17 protein-coding genes are annotated in these 15,883 nt (G+C 33.9%); 6 read left to right on the top strand and 11 right to left on the bottom strand.

Annotated features, from left to right (window positions below):
- Positions 1 to 415: 415 nt before the first annotated feature.
- The 4 genes from BM371_RS13790 to BM371_RS13775 all read left to right on the top strand — a co-directional run bounded on the left by BM371_RS13790 (position 416) and on the right by BM371_RS13775 (position 5,371).
- A complete protein-coding gene (locus tag BM371_RS13790; RefSeq protein ID WP_034678621.1) occupies positions 416 to 1,288 on the top strand; it encodes a ChaN family lipoprotein in 873 nt (290 codons plus the stop codon).
- A gap of 260 nt (positions 1,289 to 1,548) precedes the next feature.
- Positions 1,549 to 2,178: a peptide deformylase gene (def, locus tag BM371_RS13785; RefSeq protein WP_034678620.1), complete on the top strand. Its 630-nt coding sequence runs from the start codon at positions 1,549 to 1,551 to the stop codon at positions 2,176 to 2,178.
- Between the two features lie 271 nt (positions 2,179 to 2,449).
- A complete protein-coding gene (gene pheT / locus BM371_RS13780) occupies positions 2,450 to 4,852 on the top strand; it encodes a phenylalanine--tRNA ligase subunit beta (RefSeq protein ID WP_034678619.1) in 2,403 nt (800 codons plus the stop codon).
- A gap of 108 nt (positions 4,853 to 4,960) precedes the next feature.
- Positions 4,961 to 5,371 carry an META domain-containing protein gene (locus BM371_RS13775; RefSeq protein WP_034678617.1) on the top strand — a complete coding sequence of 137 codons (411 nt, stop codon included), beginning with the start codon at positions 4,961 to 4,963 and terminating at the stop codon, positions 5,369 to 5,371.
- A gap of 60 nt (positions 5,372 to 5,431) precedes the next feature.
- Here BM371_RS13775 and BM371_RS13770 read toward each other — a convergent pair whose 3' ends face one another.
- From BM371_RS13770 to BM371_RS13720, 11 genes are all read right to left on the bottom strand, one after another.
- Positions 5,432 to 5,671 (bottom strand): hypothetical protein, encoded by a 240-nt coding sequence (locus BM371_RS13770; RefSeq protein WP_007845674.1) that lies wholly within the window; start codon positions 5,669 to 5,671, stop codon positions 5,432 to 5,434.
- A gap of 165 nt (positions 5,672 to 5,836) precedes the next feature.
- Positions 5,837 to 6,727, bottom strand: a complete 891-nt coding sequence (locus BM371_RS13765; RefSeq protein ID WP_177225355.1) for a 3-hydroxybutyryl-CoA dehydrogenase — start codon at positions 6,725 to 6,727, stop codon at positions 5,837 to 5,839.
- The gene (locus tag BM371_RS13760) at positions 6,727 to 7,146 is read right to left on the bottom strand and encodes a hypothetical protein (protein WP_034678612.1); all 420 of its coding nucleotides are present in this window, start codon (positions 7,144 to 7,146) and stop codon (positions 6,727 to 6,729) included. The genes BM371_RS13765 and BM371_RS13760 overlap by 1 nt, the downstream gene beginning before the upstream one ends.
- Positions 7,147 to 7,176: 30 nt before the next feature.
- Positions 7,177 to 8,055, bottom strand: coding sequence for a CGA/CIA family class A beta-lactamase (bla-A, locus tag BM371_RS13755; RefSeq protein WP_034678610.1), 879 nt, complete (start codon positions 8,053 to 8,055; stop codon positions 7,177 to 7,179).
- A gap of 99 nt (positions 8,056 to 8,154) precedes the next feature.
- The gene (locus tag BM371_RS13750) at positions 8,155 to 8,865 is read right to left on the bottom strand and encodes a LytR/AlgR family response regulator transcription factor (RefSeq protein WP_034678608.1); all 711 of its coding nucleotides are present in this window, start codon (positions 8,863 to 8,865) and stop codon (positions 8,155 to 8,157) included.
- Entirely contained in the window at positions 8,843 to 9,613 is a 771-nt protein-coding gene (locus BM371_RS13745; protein WP_034678606.1) for a histidine kinase, read from the bottom strand. Before BM371_RS13745 ends, BM371_RS13750 begins: the two co-directional genes overlap by 23 nt.
- A gap of 19 nt (positions 9,614 to 9,632) precedes the next feature.
- Positions 9,633 to 10,004, bottom strand: a complete 372-nt coding sequence (locus tag BM371_RS13740; protein ID WP_034678604.1) for a hypothetical protein — start codon at positions 10,002 to 10,004, stop codon at positions 9,633 to 9,635.
- Positions 10,005 to 10,012: 8 nt separating this feature from the next.
- Entirely contained in the window at positions 10,013 to 11,206 is a 1,194-nt protein-coding gene (locus tag BM371_RS13735; protein ID WP_034678602.1) for an alanine dehydrogenase, read from the bottom strand.
- A 69-nt stretch (positions 11,207 to 11,275) separates the two neighbouring features.
- A complete protein-coding gene (gene tsaE, locus BM371_RS13730) occupies positions 11,276 to 11,683 on the bottom strand; it encodes a tRNA (adenosine(37)-N6)-threonylcarbamoyltransferase complex ATPase subunit type 1 TsaE (RefSeq protein ID WP_034678601.1) in 408 nt (135 codons plus the stop codon).
- A 65-nt stretch (positions 11,684 to 11,748) separates the two neighbouring features.
- The gene (locus BM371_RS20755; RefSeq protein ID WP_165571795.1) at positions 11,749 to 12,069 is read right to left on the bottom strand and encodes a transglycosylase domain-containing protein; all 321 of its coding nucleotides are present in this window, start codon (positions 12,067 to 12,069) and stop codon (positions 11,749 to 11,751) included.
- 277 nt (positions 12,070 to 12,346) lie between these two features.
- Positions 12,347 to 12,964 carry a hypothetical protein gene (locus BM371_RS13720; RefSeq protein WP_034678597.1) on the bottom strand — a complete coding sequence of 206 codons (618 nt, stop codon included), beginning with the start codon at positions 12,962 to 12,964 and terminating at the stop codon, positions 12,347 to 12,349.
- Positions 12,965 to 13,071: 107 nt separating this feature from the next.
- Between BM371_RS13720 and dnaG the strand changes: the two genes are divergently transcribed.
- Positions 13,072 to 15,042, top strand: a complete 1,971-nt coding sequence (gene dnaG / locus BM371_RS13715; RefSeq protein WP_034678595.1) for a DNA primase — start codon at positions 13,072 to 13,074, stop codon at positions 15,040 to 15,042.
- A gap of 112 nt (positions 15,043 to 15,154) precedes the next feature.
- On the top strand, positions 15,155 to 15,838 hold the full coding sequence (gene clpP / locus BM371_RS13710; protein WP_034678594.1) for an ATP-dependent Clp endopeptidase proteolytic subunit ClpP: 684 nt from the start codon (positions 15,155 to 15,157) through the stop codon (positions 15,836 to 15,838).
- The last annotated feature ends 45 nt before the right edge of the window (positions 15,839 to 15,883 follow it).

Genomic DNA, 15,883 nt, shown 5'->3' with positions numbered 1-15,883 from the left:
TTGCGCCTTAAAAAAGAATGGAAGTAAAAACATCTTTGCGCCTTTGCGAAAAACTAACAAGTCTTTAATCAGTTTAATTGTGATATTTGTGAAAATTATTAGTGTCATTAGTGTTTAAACCTTTGCAAAATAACATTTTAACGATGTAAATTCACATTTATGTGTTGCAACTTTACATTTTCGCATTGTAGGTTTACATTCTTGTAATGTAAGTTCACATTTTTGCATTGTAGGTTTACATTCTTAAGTTGTAACTTCACTTTTTAGCTATGTGACTTTACTTTTTCTTATTGTAAATTTACATTCATGCGATGGGAAAAACAAATATCGATTTATCGAAAAGATATCCAATAATAATTTTTGATATTTGTGAAATAATTTGTGCCCTTCGTGTTTAATAACCAAAAAATATAAGATGAAAAATATACTTATTGCCATATTAGTTTTATCATTCTCTGCATTTAAAGCCCAGAATTTTAAGCCTTACCAGTTTTATAACCAAAAAGGAAAAGCGGTTAAAACCGAGAAAATGATCAAACAGCTTGCCGATTATGATGTGGTTTTCTTTGGTGAGCTGCACAATAATTCAATCGTTCACTGGCTTCAGTTGAAAGTGACAGAAGCTTTGTATGAGAAAAAAAATAAGCAGATTACTTTGGGAGCTGAAATGTTTGAAAGAGACAATCAGATTCAGCTTAATAAATATCTTGCAGGTAAAATAGAAGCCAAAAACCTGAAAGATTCAGTACGTTTATGGAACAATTATACAACAGATTACAAGCCTCTGGTTGATTTTGCAAAAGATAAAAATCTGAATTTTATCGCAACCAATATTCCGAGACGATACGCTTCTCAAACGGCAAAAGAAGGTCTTGAATCTTTGAATAAATTAAGCGAAAAAGAAAAATCCTACATCGCTCAGTTGCCGATCAATGTAACGCTAGATACTCCCGGCTATCAGGAAATGAAAAAAATGATGGGTGATCACGCAGAAGGAACGAAAGTGATGAATTTTATTTCAGCTCAGGCAACAAAAGATGCTACAATGGCAGAATCTATTCTGAAAAATCTTCAACCCGGAAAAACCTTCATTCATTACAACGGAAATTTCCACAGCAAAGAATTTGGTGGAATCTACTGGTACATCAAACAGAAAAACCCGAATCTGAAAATGGCAGTGATCTCCGTTTTCGAATCTGAAAATTCTGAATTGAAAGTTCCTGAAAAAGATTATATCCCAACAGATTTTAATCTGATTGTTCCGGCGGATATGACGAAAACCTATTAAGTTTAAAGAGACAAGTAAAAAGTAGAAAGAGCCAATTTTAAAACTCTGGAAGATTGAGCAAATTAAGCAGAAAAAAATCTGCGAAATCTCCTAAATCTGCGAGAAAAAAAATGGTGAGGTCTGTCATTCATGCTGTGTCAGAATGGCAAATTGAAATATTCAATAAAAACGGGCTTTAGCCCGTTTTTTAATTTGAAAAATTCCATTGGCTTTAGCCAAAACTTAAAAACATCTTTATCTTTGTTTGATATAATTTAAAAATGAAAAAACTCTCCATACTTTTCGTTCTATTCATCGGTTTCATCAACGCACAAAAATTTTCAAAATCTGAGATAGAACTGATTAATCAGGGAAATATCAATTCAGCGTTACCTATTTATCAGACAACGGATGAACATCAGCATAAAACTTTACTTAGTCTTTCCACAGAAATCGATCCACTGGATAAAAACACGGCGACTTTGGTGAAAAGAATGAAAGAATCCCTTTTGTCTACCGACGGTGGAGTAGGAATTGCTGCACCACAAGTCGGGATCAATAGAAAAGTAATTTGGGTACAGCGTTTTGATAAAGAAGGTGAACCGTTGGAATATTTCATCAATCCGGTCATTACATGGAGATCAGAATTACAGAATCTCGGTCCGGAAGGAGATTTGTCGATTCCAGAATTTAGAGACCAGTTTTACAGAAGCAAAGTGATTCAGCTGGAATATGTTGATTTAAAAGGTCAGAAATTTTCAGAAATGGTAGAGGGTTTTACAGCGGTTATTTTCCAACATGAAATAGACCATCTTTTTGGAATTTTAATTTCAGATAAAAAAGAAAAAGAAAAGAATGATTCTTATCAACCTGTTGATGCGTTTAAGAAAAGTGATGCTGTGGGGAGGTAAAATCTTTGCATCATTTTCAAAATAATAGAATTAAATATTTTACGTCTTTGTGTTTTCCAACAAGACTCCAAAAATTTTCAAGAAAATAAATTTATCTGATAATAGTTTTTCTTCAATCCAAATAAGCGTTTATATGATTTTTTTAACCTTTTTGAATTTCGGTATTTCTTAAAAAAACACGACATTTGTAGACGCAAAATTCAGAGGTATTGCTTGTTGTTAAAAACAGCGAATATAAATCTGAAGATTAATTTTTATAAAATTTCTACTAATGAAAATATCAAGCAACTGGCTGAAAGACTACATCAAAACAGATTTGAAAACCGAGAGAATCGGCGAATTTCTTACGGATATTGGTCTTGAAGTTGAGGGAATAGAAAAGTTTGAAAGTGTAAAAGGAAGTCTTGAAGGCATCGTTGTAGGAAAAGTTCTGACTTGCGAGAAACATCCGAATGCGGATAAATTAAACAAAACAACTGTAGATGTTGGGAACGGGAAAGTTTTAAACATCGTTTGTGGTGCTCCGAATGTTGCAGAAGGACAAACCGTACCTGTTGCTGTAGTGGGAACTAAAATTTATGCTAAAGACGGAAGTTTTTTTGAAATTAAAGAAGCTAAAATCAGAGGTGAAGTTTCTCAGGGAATGATCTGTGCAGAAGATGAGTTAGGTTTGAGCAACGATCACGGTGGAATTATGGTTTTAGACGAAACAAAATACGAAGTCGGGAAAAACTTTGCAGATTATTTTGAATTAACGAATGATGAAGTTCTGGAAATCGGGTTAACGCCAAACAGAACCGACGCCATGTCACACTATGGTGTTGCAAGAGATCTTTATGCCTTTCTTTCAACAAACAAGCAGAAATCCGACTTTGAAAAAGTGTCTTCAGTGGCTTTAAACAACGAAGGTTCCCACGATTTTACTCTTGAAGTTGAAGATACAGAATTAACGCCAAGATATATCGGTGCCGTTATTGAAAACGTAAAAGTGGCAGATTCTCCATCTTGGTTAAAAAACAGATTAAAAGCTATCGGCTTGAGCCCGATCAACAATATTGTAGATATTACAAACTATATTCTTCACGGTTTCGGACAGCCGCTTCACGCTTTTGATGCCGATAAAATTGCAGACAAAAAAGTAAAAGTAGGAACCGTTACAGAAGGTACAAAATTCACAACTTTGGATGGTGTTGAAAGAACGCTGAACGGTTCTGAAATAATCATTAAAGACGGTCAGGACAACCCAATGTGTATTGCCGGAGTTTTCGGTGGTGCGAATTCTGGAGTTTCTGACGAGACAAAAACGATCTTCCTGGAAAGCGCTTATTTTAATCCGGTTGCAGTAAGAAAAGGTGCAAAATTCCATGGTTTGAATACGGATGCTTCTTTCAGATTTGAAAGAGGGGTTGATCCGAATATTACAAGAACAGCAATTACTCATGCCATTAAATTAATTGAAGAATTAGCAGAAGGAAAATTAGTAGGAGAGTTGTTGGAAGAATATCCTAAGAAAATCGAAGATAATTATGTGATCATCAGATTTTCAAAAATCGAACAGATTTTAGGAACAAAAATTCACAGAGAAAAAGTAAAAGAAATTTTAAAAGCACTTGAAATTCAGGTATTGAATGAAATTCAAAATGGCTTTGAAATCTCTGTTCCTGCTTACAGAGCTGATGTAACTAGAGAAATCGATGTTATTGAAGAGATTTTAAGAATCTACGGATACAACAAAATTGATGCTCCCCAAAAAATCTCTTTTACCCCTGTAAAATTAAGCGCAAACGACCAGGATGAACTGGAGAATTCTTGGGCAAGAAATTTACAGAGTTTAGGTTTCAACGAAGTGATGAACAATTCATTAACTTCTGTAAAAGATGAAACTGATGCTGTGAAATTATTAAACCCTTTAAGCGGAGATTTGGCATTTATGAGAAAGTCTTTATTGGAAGGTCTTTTGCAGAATGCAGTGTACAATATCAACAGAAAAAACCAGGATATTAAGTTTTTCGAATTCGGAAAAATCTATCACAAAAGAGAAAAGTACGAAGAGAGAAAGCAGTTGGCAATTTTAGTTTCCGGAAGAAATGTTGCTGAAAACTGGTTGCAGCCAAAATCAGCGACCGATTTCTACAATCTGAAAGCTTATGTAAAAGTTTTGTTGGAGAGACTGACCATTGATTATAAAGAAGTTGCTTTGGATGACGAAAGATTCTCTGATGCGATTGCTTATGAAGCTGAAGGTAAAACTTTGGTAAGAATAGGAAAAGTTGCTCCTCAGATGCTGAAAGATTTCGATGTAGACCAGGAGTGTTTCTATGCAGAAATCGAGCTTGAATTTGCTCAGGAATTGCGTTCTAAGAATGAACTGAAATTCAAAGATATTCCTAAATTCAACAAGATCAGAAGAGATTTGGCATTGTTGATTGATAAAAATATTACCTACCAGGAACTGTATCAGACCGCTAAAAAGAATAAATCTCCTTTCATTAAAAACATTAATCTTTTTGATGTTTACGAAGGGAAAAATCTTCCGGAAGGCAAAAAATCGTATGCAATGAGTTTTGAATTATTAAACGAAGAAAAAACGCTTGAGGAAAAAGAAATTTCTCAGGTAATGGATTCTTTAATTAAGTCTTTCCAGAAAGAATTCAATGCAGAATTGAGAGGATAAAAATATTCATTTCATATATACTAAAGACTATCTTTTAAGGTAGTCTTTTTATTTGTTCGGAGTTTTTATCAATAATTTCCGTAAATTTGAGCTAAATCAAAAAGTAACATGAAAAATATAGTTCTAGGAATATTCGCAATGGCGCTTGTAGCATCGTGCGGAACAATGAAAAATTCGTCAACATCGAAAGTGGGTAAAGCACAACCCTCGATTGCCAATACAAAATGGACTTTAGCGGATAACGTAAAAGGACAGACTCCTACATTGAATATTGAAGGATCAAAACTGAATGGTAATGCAGGTTGCAACAGATATTTCGGTTCTGTAGTGATGGAAACCGCTTCGGGAACTTTCACTCCGTCGCAGATGGGATCTACCAAAATGGCTTGCGAAAATATGAGCGTTGAGAAAAACTTTATGGATATGATTCAGAAAGCCAATAAATATGTAGTTTCTGGAACTACTTTAGAATTGTATCAGGATAATCTGTTGTTATTGAAATTCAATAAAACTGAATAAATAGAATAAAATAAAAAAGGAACTCGCAATGAGTTCCTTTCTTTTTATAAGTGAATTTTCTTATTCTTCCTCTTCTTCGTCGTACTTAGCCAACTCTTCGTCGCACCACTTGAAAGCTGCTTCCACTACTTTAGTAGCTTCGTCTGCCATTGTTTCTTCATCGTCACCTTCCAAATCATCAAGCCACTCAACTTCCTCTTCTTCAACGTTTAAGATGAATCTTGGATATTCTGTATGAACTACAAATAAATCTTCAGGAAATTCCGAATTGTCTGCTAATAAAAACTTTGGTAATTTCATTTTTTTAATGTTTTAACTTTAAATCAAAGATAATAAAATTATTGGTATTTGTTCTCTTTGAGGTATAATTTTGTTGAATTCAATTTTTTAAACTGAGCGAATGTCTCAAAACAATGAATAAAAATTTACTTTAAAATTCAGAGTTCAAATCACTGAGGATTTTTCTTATTTTGAAAACATTTTCGCTACTTTCTCGGCTTTTTTGCTCTCAGAATAATCGTAGAAACCTTCTCCCGATTTTACACCTAATTTTCCTGCCATTACCATGTTTACCAATAAAGGGTTTGGTGCATATTTAGGATTTTTGAAGCCGTCATACATAACGTTTAAGATCGCTAAACAAACATCCAAACCTATGAAGTCTGCTAGTTGAAGTGGTCCCATCGGATGAGCCATTCCTAATTTCATTACGGTATCGATTTCTTCAACACCTGCAACGCCATTATACAATGTTTCGATCGATTCATTGATCATCGGCATCAGAATTCTGTTGGCCACAAAACCAGGATAATCATTCACTTCTACCGGAACTTTTCCTAAAGTTTTGCTCATTTCATAAATCGAAGCAAAAGTTTCTTTTGAAGTAGAGTAGCCTTTGATAATTTCTACCAATTTCATAATCGGCACAGGATTCATGAAGTGCATTCCGATTACTTTGTCGGCTCTTTTTGTCGCAGCAGCAATTTTTGTAATAGAAATTGAAGAAGTGTTGGTTGATAAAATGCAGTTTTCAGGGGCAAACTCATCCATCTGAGCGAAAATTTTCAGTTTCAGATCCTGATTTTCAGTCGCAGCTTCTACAACTAAATCAGCATTGGTTACCGCATTTTTCAGTTCCGTGAAGGTCGTAATATTTCCTAAGGTTTCAGCTTTTTGCTCTTCTGTAAGATTTCCTTTGGCAATTATTCTGTCAAGATTAGTGGTTATCGTTTTTAATCCTCTGTCTAAAGCGTCCTGAGATACATCAACTAAATTTACTTTAAAACCGCTTTGTGCGAAAGTGTGTGCAATACCATTTCCCATGGTTCCTGCTCCGATAACGACAATGTTTTTGATCATTTTACTTTTTCTTTTTTATATATAGTTAAATTATTAATTTGCTTAAGATTTTCTTTTTTTACAGGCTGAGAACTGAAGTTCACGATTCCGTCACTGTTTTGGTTTTTTGCATTATTCTGCGAATTTACTGCTGTTTCCAGACCTTTTAAGAACTTACTTCTTTGAGATTTCGAAAGTGCATCAATTCCGATAAACAGTTTAAATTCGCCTTCTCTTCCCAAACCTGACTGTCTGAAGATTTCAATCGCTTTTCTTTTGTTTTTGCTTTGAAAAGTTTCAACATAATTCATCACCGGAGCTGTGGAGGGCGGTCCGCAACAAATACTGTTGTAGCTTATTTCATAGAAGTTTTCACTTTTCTGGGCAAAGAAAAATGTACTTACAAAGACTCCGAAAACTAAAAATATTTTTTTCATTTTAATGGTTTTAAAATTAAGCTTAAAATTTTACTTATTAAAATAATCCCAAACGATCTTTGAAATGTCTGAAATCATCTTACAATTTACAACATCTGTTTCTGTAGAATTGTTTACAAATACAGCTATTGCATAATGTTTGCCATTCGGTAAGGTTACAATTCCCATATCGTTTTCTGCAACCGTTAAATCATCATCATATTTCCCGGAAGCTCCTGTTTTATGGGCAACAGGAGTGTTTTTAGGAAGCTGTTCTACCAGTTTATTCATTCCGGTTTTTGTTCCAAGCATGATTTTCATTAAATAATCAGTTGATTTTTTCGAGAGAATTTTTCCGGCATCAAAATTTTTAAGGAGAGTTACAGCAGATTTTGTAGTGCTGTAATTTTTGTATTGATTTTTCCAGTCTTTGTGCATTTCGTCTTCATTTACTTTGATCTGAAAGCCTTTTACACCTTTAGAATCCATAAATTTCTGAACAGTTTGTGTTCCACCGATCATTTTTAATAATTTGTCGCAGCCGTTATTATCACTTAATGCAACGGTGTAGTCGATAATTTCATCCAAAGTCAGTTCAATATCACCTGTAGGATATTTTTCTTTTATCGGTGACCAGGTTTTTGGTAATAATTCAGATTCTTTTAAAACAACTTTTTGATTTAAGGATAATTTTCCCTGATCAACAAGATCTAAGACCGCGCAAGCAATGTGAAACTTGAAAACACTTAAAGTCGGCAGTTTTTTATTGGCATTTTTATCATATTTAAATCCATCCTCAAATCCTAAAACAGAAACTCCTACGGTTGCTTTTTTATCTTTAATAATGGAGCTTATTTTCTGGTCTAAAACAGATTGCTGGGCAAAAGCAAATGCCGAGATCAAAAGGAAAAGAAAGCTTATTTTTTTCATATTATTTTGATTAAAATTGAATCTGAAAGTGATTTGCAATTTAAGACTTTTTAGAAATAAGCAGACGAAATTTTAATCTGAAATAAAAGAAAACAGTTTCTACTTTCCGAACATTTCCATCAAAGAATTTCTATATGTTTCACCAATATGAAGCTTTAGAAACTGATCAGAATCTGTAGAAATTGTGGTGATAATTTCGTTGGTAGATAAAACTTTTACCGATGATAAAGCAATGATCTCTTTTTTATTTACCTGTGCAAAATCCTTTGAAGGAAGCATCTCCAGAAGAGATTTGAAATTGAGATTTTTTAGAACGATCATTGTACCGTCTTTCAGGATAATATCTTTGTCTCGACTGTCGATTTCCGAAGTTTTGATGTAAGCAATCTGCTCTGTGAAAATGGTAGATTTACCAATATTGGTATTCCATTCAATGAATTCCTTCTTTTGAGTACTGCTTAAAAGATCGGCTGCCTTTTCAAATGCCTGAATCAGCCTTTCTTTTTTGATCGGTTTTCTTACGTAATCCACAACATTGAGGTCAAAAGCTTCGGCTGCATATTCTTTGTATGCAGTGGTGAAAATGATTTTTTTTGAGCCTGAAATCAGTTCTGCAACCTGTAAGCCGGTCATTCCCGGCATTTCGATATCTAAAATACAGAGGTTACAATCAATGTTTTCAATTTCATTCAAAAAGATTTTAGGATCATTAAAAGCTCTTACAACTTCTACATTATCAATTTGTTCGCAGAGAAGTTTAAGATAGCTTATCGCTAACAATTCATCATCAAGAATAACGCATTTTATCATAGAATTCTCCTAAATTGATTGTTAATTCTGCCGTGAAGATACCGTTTTTTGAGTTTTTCTGAAGCGAATAAAAATTGGTATAAATCATTTTAAGCCTTTGATCTAAAGACTGGCTTCCGAATCCGCTGTTTTCTTTGGGCAAAACATTTTTCAGGGAAGCTTTATTGCTTACTTTCATGGAGAAAATTCCGCCTTCGAGTTCCATTTGTATAGAAATAAATGAATCCTGTGCTAAAAAATCGGTGTGTTTAAAAGCATTTTCAATTAGATCAACCGAAATAAGCGGTGCAAAAACTTTTTCCTCAAAAATAGAATCTGACTTGTCAATTTTAGACTTAATTCTGAAATCAAAAAGCGGGTTGATCTTTATCTTATTAATTTCTATAAGGCTCAAAGCAAACTGCAGCTCTTCTTTTGGGCTTACAAATTTGTTGTTGCTTTCATACAAAATGTAATCCAGAACATTTGCCAATTTATCAAGCGACATATAGGTCTGATAAGCGTGTGACTGTACAGAATTGAGAATGTTTTTAAATAAATGCGGATTGAGCTTTGTACCGATATGCTCAAGCTGTACATCGTTTAGTTTCTGCTCTATTAATTTGTTGGCTGCGTTTAGCTTTAGATTTCTGTTTTTTAAACGCTGATTTTGCCCGAAAAGATAAATACTTGCTGCAAGAAAAAGGAAAATGGCAAAAACTCCGATGAAAATCAGATAATCCTGAACCAGATAGAGATTGCCTTCCATTTTAATTAAGAATTGAGACTTATTTAAGCTTTTTCAGATTGTTCAGAACTGCTTTTTCCTCACACTTTTCAAATGTAACTTCATAAACAGGATTTTTTTCAGGATAGGTTATAACGTAATCCGGACAAGGCTTTTTCTGAGCATGGCTACGGTCAAAATCTATTTTTCCTAAAGTAATGATGCTGTCTTTTAAGAATTTTTCGTTAATCTTTAAAGTTGTCATTTCAGCTTTAAACTGATCAGAATACGTAAAATCTTTTGAAAGTGTTTCTGCAATCACACGGCTGTTTGGTAAATAACCGCTGCAGCTAACCCCTTTTTTATTAAGAACAAAAAATACAATAATCAATCCCGGAACAAGACCGATTAAAAAGAATTTTATTTTTTTCATGAAGAAAATTAGAAAATTAAAAGATTGATGTCGTGATAGGTAAGTCCGAAACGGTCGCAGATCACTTTCTTGGTGTGTCTTCCTTTATACATATACAGACTTTGTTTCATTTCGTTTTTACGGATCAGCATATTTTCAAAACCACCTTCTTCATCGTAATTCAAAATATAAGAAAGGAAGAAATTGGAGATTGCTTTTGTGGTTGTTCTTGGCATTTTCGAAGTAAGATTGGGTAATCCGCAGTGAATAACGCCATGTTTGATGATATAAGGATCTTCCATTGTCGTCAGCTCGGAAGTTTCGATGGCTTTTCCGTTGTCGATCACAATGTCGATAATAACGCTGCCTTTTTTCATTTTCATGACCATATCTTCGGTTACGATTGGCTGCATATTGAGTCTTGGTAAAGCTCCGATAACGACATCGGCTCTTCTTAAGCTTTTGCTTAATTCTTTAGGATCGATAATCGATGTCGGAACACGGCTGTCAACCAATGTGTGAAGTCTTCTAAGTTTTGAAAGTGAATTATCAAAAACTTTTACACTCGCTCCCAAACCGATTGCGGCTTTTGTGGCAAATTCACCCACAATTCCTGCTCCTAAAACGACAACTTCGGTAGGTCTTACACCTGTAATTCCGCCCAGCATTAAGCCATTTGAAAGGGCTAATAATTCTGATGCATATAAAATAGAAACGGATCCTGCAATTTCGCCAATCAGTCTTACCAATGCCAATTGTTTGTATTCGTCAGCAATAAATTCAAAAGCAATTGCGTTGACTTTTTTTTCTGCTAATTTTAAGAAATAATCTTTGTCTCTTAAATTGATCTGAAGGGCAGAAACCAGATACGTATTGGGTTTAAAATAATCTATTTCCTCTTCTGTAGGAGGATTTACTTTTAAAACCAGATCCTGAGAAAAAGCTTCTTTTGCATCCTGCGTAATTCTTGCACCTGATTCTGAATACTGTAAGTCTGTAAAAAATGAGCCCTGTCCTGCACCGGATTCGATGATAATTTCGTGGCCGTGCTCTACTAAAACCTGTACCGCATCTGGTGTAATACATGCTCTTCTTTCGTTGAGGCAGGTCTCTTTAGGAATTCCTATACTGAATTGTTTCCCTTTTTTTATAACTTCTAACTTCTCCTCCTTTGGCATTAATTCTTCCTCGGAAAAAGGAGTAAAAATATTTGTCGTACTCATTTTTGATACAATTATGGCTTACAGAAAATTATTTTGTACAATCGATTTCTTTAAGCAAAGATATACTATTTATTCGAATGTGATTTCTCTGCTTTCACCTGTATTATTGATGCTCATTGAATGGTATTCTAAACCGTAAAGCTCGTCTTCATACACTTCCGGCCATTCTATGATGCACAGGAATGAATTGTCGAGATATTCTTCGATACCAATATCGTACACTTCATCAATATTTTTTAGACGATATAAATCAAAATGATAAATTTTTCCTTTGGGTGATTTGTATTCGTTTACAATCGAGTAAGTAGGGGAGTTTACTTCATCTTCACTGCCAAGATTTTTCAATAAAAACTGTGTAAAGGTTGTTTTTCCGGCTCCTAAATTTCCTTTTAATAAAAGAATATTGTGTTTCAGTTCGGGTAAAATTGAGTTTACGACATTTTGCCAGTCGCTGATGTTTTTAATTTCGAAATGCATGAAATTTATTTAAGACTACAAAATTAATAAACCTTTTAGGTATAAATAAATTTTAAACAGAATTATTAATTGTTTGAGTTTTTTAAATACAACTGATATAACTGTTCAGTTCTTTTCTTGGCATTTGCAGGATTTCTATTTCGGTTATTTTTTAAAGGTTTTTCATATAATGCGAAAACTTCTGCAACTTCAATAGGTTTTAAATTTTCAACTGATTTATTGAATAAAGATTTTGAAACACTTTCAATTCCCTTTCTATTTTCTAAAAAATCAAAACTGCTTAAATTAAAGTTTAAACATTCATTTTGGCTAAAATTATGTTCTATATATCGTGTCACAAGGATGTAATCAAGTGCAGATAGATTTTTGATATTTAATTGAGGCATAATTTTATGCGTCATTTGATAACAAGGGCAATCTTTTTGAGAATAGGAATTAAGAAGAAAGTTCCACGAATTTTTTGATAACGAATTTTTGTAAATAGTATTGTAAAAGCTGGTTATGTTTTGCGGAAGACTTTTATTAGTTTTTAAATTATTAGTTATCATTCTTTTTGCATCTATATTTAAGATATAATTTCCGCCAAATCCTAGATATAAAATAAACAGAGAAATTAATGTAAGAAACAGAAAAAATATTCTTTTGAGATATTTCATCATTAAATTATTTTACTTCAATAAACACATCTCCTTCCGCAAGATTTGCCTTTACACTGCTGTTTCCACAAGCTTCCCAAACCATTGGATTTGTATCTGAAATAGGATAGCTTTGAAGTATGTTCTGCTTCTTAATTATATTTTGAAGTGAAAAAGTATCATCAAAATAAATTAAAAAATCTCCTGTTTCCTGAGGAATGAGTTTAACTTCATATCGAAAAAGTTTTGATCCCGTATCTTCTGTTGCAGAGTTATACAGCATAGAGTTAGGGCAGTTTACATAATTATCGATCTGAAAATCTTTTGATATAATTTTAAATTTATCGAGCGAATATTTTAAATTATAAGCACTCTGATTTTTTAATAACTTAGAAGCAGAAATCATGAAAAGTGGATTTCCTTCCATTTTCACCGAATCTTTTGAAACCACATTAAATCCTTTTACAGAAACACGACCGTAAATGGTAATGGTATCATTTACATGATATACTTTCGAATTATCTAAACTGATTTTTATTTTATTCGGTACTACTTCAATATCTTCCTCATGAAAGCCTGAACAATCTGTAGACATCAAAAGGTGAAGACTCAAAATAAAAACTAAAACAGAATAAATTTTCTTCATTTATTTTTTTTGCTAAAAATACACTAAAAAACAATGACTTAAACTGAAATTTTTGCAATTAGATGTAAATTAGCTTGAGCTCAAAATCATTTCATTATTTTTGCAGTATGATTTCCAAACAGACGATCGATAAAATATTTTCAACAATCCGCGTAGAAGAGATTGTTGGTGAATATGTGCAGCTGAAAAGAGCGGGATCAAATTTTAAAGGTTTGAGTCCGTTTCATGAAGAAAAGTCGCCCAGTTTTGTAGTTTCACCGAGTAAACAGATTTGGAAAGATTTCTCGACAGGAAAAGGAGGAACAGCGATTTCTTTTTTAATGGAAATCGAAAATTTTACCTATCCTGAGGCACTTCGCCACGCTGCCAAAAAATACGGAATTGAAATTGAAGAAGATCAGCGTGAATTTTCAGAGGAAGCAAAAAATGCCCAATCTGAAAGAGATTTGCTTTATAAAATTCATGAAGTAGCGAACGATTTTTTTCAGAATATACTTTGGGAAAACGAAGAGGGTAGAGCAATCGGACTTTCGTATTTCAGAGAGCGTGAACTGAAAGATGATATTATCAGAAAGTTCCAGCTTGGTTTTTCGCCCGAAAAGAAAAATGCTTTTACAGAATTTGCGATTGAAAAAGGTTATACCAAAGAAGTTTTAGAGAAATCCGGACTTTCTATTTTTCCTGAAAATGCTCCGAATGGAATCGACCGTTTCCGTGAAAGAGTGATGTTCCCGATTCACAGTTTTTCGGGAAGGGTTTTAGGTTTTGGCGCAAGAATTCTTAAGAATAATATTAAAACTGCCAAATATCTCAACTCACCTGAAACCGAGATTTATCATAAATCGAATGTTCTTTATGGCTTAAATCAAAGCAAACAGGCAATTTCAAGAAAAAATGTCTGTCTTTTGGTCGAAGGTTATATGGATGTAATTTCACTTCATATGTCCGGAATTGAGAATGTTGTCGCAAGTTCGGGAACTTCTTTAACGACGGAACAAATTAAACTTATAAAAAGGCTTACGGAAAATGTAACGATTCTTTTTGATGGTGATAATGCAGGAATAAAAGCGAGTTTCAGAAGTATCGATATGCTTTTAACGGAAGGAATGAACATCAGAGTGCTGCTTTTTCCTGATGGTGACGATCCGGATTCTTTTGCCCGAAAACATTCGCAGGAATATGTGGAGAAATTCATCGAAAATCAGGCGATGGATTTTATTGATTTTAAAGCGGAAATTCTTTTAAAAGAAGTCGGAAATGACCCGATCAAAAAAGCTGAAGCAATCAGGGATATTGTAAAATCGGTTTCTTTTGTTCAGAATGCTTTGAAAAAGGAAGTTTATCTAAAAGAAGTTTCCACAAAATTCGGACTGTCGGAGCAGAGTTTATTTAATGAACTTGATATTCAGAAACAGATTACCCAAAATCAGACTCAGAAAGCTCAGGCAAAAGCGGAAGAAAAACCGATTCAGCTGAAAGTTTCCGATGAGCCTGTTTCAGAATTAGATTTAATTCTTTTTCCTGTAACAAAACTCGAAAATGATTTAATAAAACATATTCTGAATTATGGTGACATGATTCTTCATCGAACTACACCCGACAATCAAAAGTATGACATCACGGTGATTGAAGAGATTCTGCATCATTTCGAAGAAGATAACTATGAGTTCCAGGTTGAAATCAATAAAGAGATTGTAAGACACATCAAAGAAGGGATTGACAATGAAGAGCTCCGCAAAGGAAGTTTCTTTTTTACCTTGATGGATGAAGAAATAAGCTCTGCAGCCGCCAATTCGATGAATATCTACAATGATCTTCAGGACTGGACGACCAGAAATATTGATGCACCCAATTATGGTGATAAAATGCCTGAACAGGTTGCCGGAGATATTCTGATTCACAAATTCAGATACGTTAATTTCCTCATTGCTAAATTTACAAAAGAACTTTCTGAAATTCCCGATCCGGAATTCTATTTTGCGGCGATAAAAAAAATACAGATGCTTTCTGAAGTTCGTGTAGAGCTTGCCAAAATTCTGGATTATTCTGCAATTACGGGTATTTACACTTACAAATAACTCTAACTTTTTAATTTTAAAAGCTTAAAATCGGACAAAAAGTCTTATAAATTTTTAGGAATAAAAGTTGTAATTTAGAGTTTAAATAAATTTTAAAAATACCAATAGAAATATGGACATTAAAAAAGAATTCAGAGATTTTTCTACAAAACATTTAGGAAACAACGGTTTGGTAACCGATCAGTATATGGGAATGTTCAACCCAACCAATCTTACACCGTACATCATGGAAGAAAGAAGATTGAACGTTGCACAGATGGACGTTTTCTCTCGTTTAATGATGGACAGAATTATTTTCTTAGGAACAGGGATTGATGATCAGGTTGCAAACATCGTTACTGCTCAGTTGCTATTCTTAGAAAGTGCTGATCCTTCGAAAGATATTCAGATCTACATCAATTCTCCAGGAGGAAGTGTTTATGCTGGTTTAGGAATTTACGATACCATGCAGATTATTAAACCGGATGTTGCTACAATCTGTACCGGTATTGCCGCTTCAATGGGAGCTGTTTTATTGGTTGCAGGTGAAAAAGGGAAACGTTCTGCGCTGAAACACTCAAGAGTGATGATTCACCAACCTTCCGGTGGAGCTCAAGGTGTTGCTTCTGATATGGAAATCAATTTGAGAGAGATGTTGAAGCTTAAAAAAGAGCTTTACGATATCATTTCAGATCATTCGGGACAGACTTACGAGTGGGTTGAAAAAGCTTCAGACAGAGACTACTGGATGACTTCTACCGAAGCGAAAGAGTTTGGAATGGTAGATGAAGTTCTACAAAGATCTAAAGAAAAATAGTTTTTTTGGTTTAAAAATAAGTTTCGGCGCGCCCAAAGGGCGCGC

Origin of the sequence: Chryseobacterium formosense, from assembly GCF_900116415.1 — a bacterium.
Lineage (GTDB): Bacteria > Bacteroidota > Bacteroidia > Flavobacteriales > Weeksellaceae > Chryseobacterium > Chryseobacterium formosense.
The sequence above is the reverse complement of the archived record's forward strand: the minus strand, read 5'-3'. Positions and strand labels throughout refer to the sequence as shown.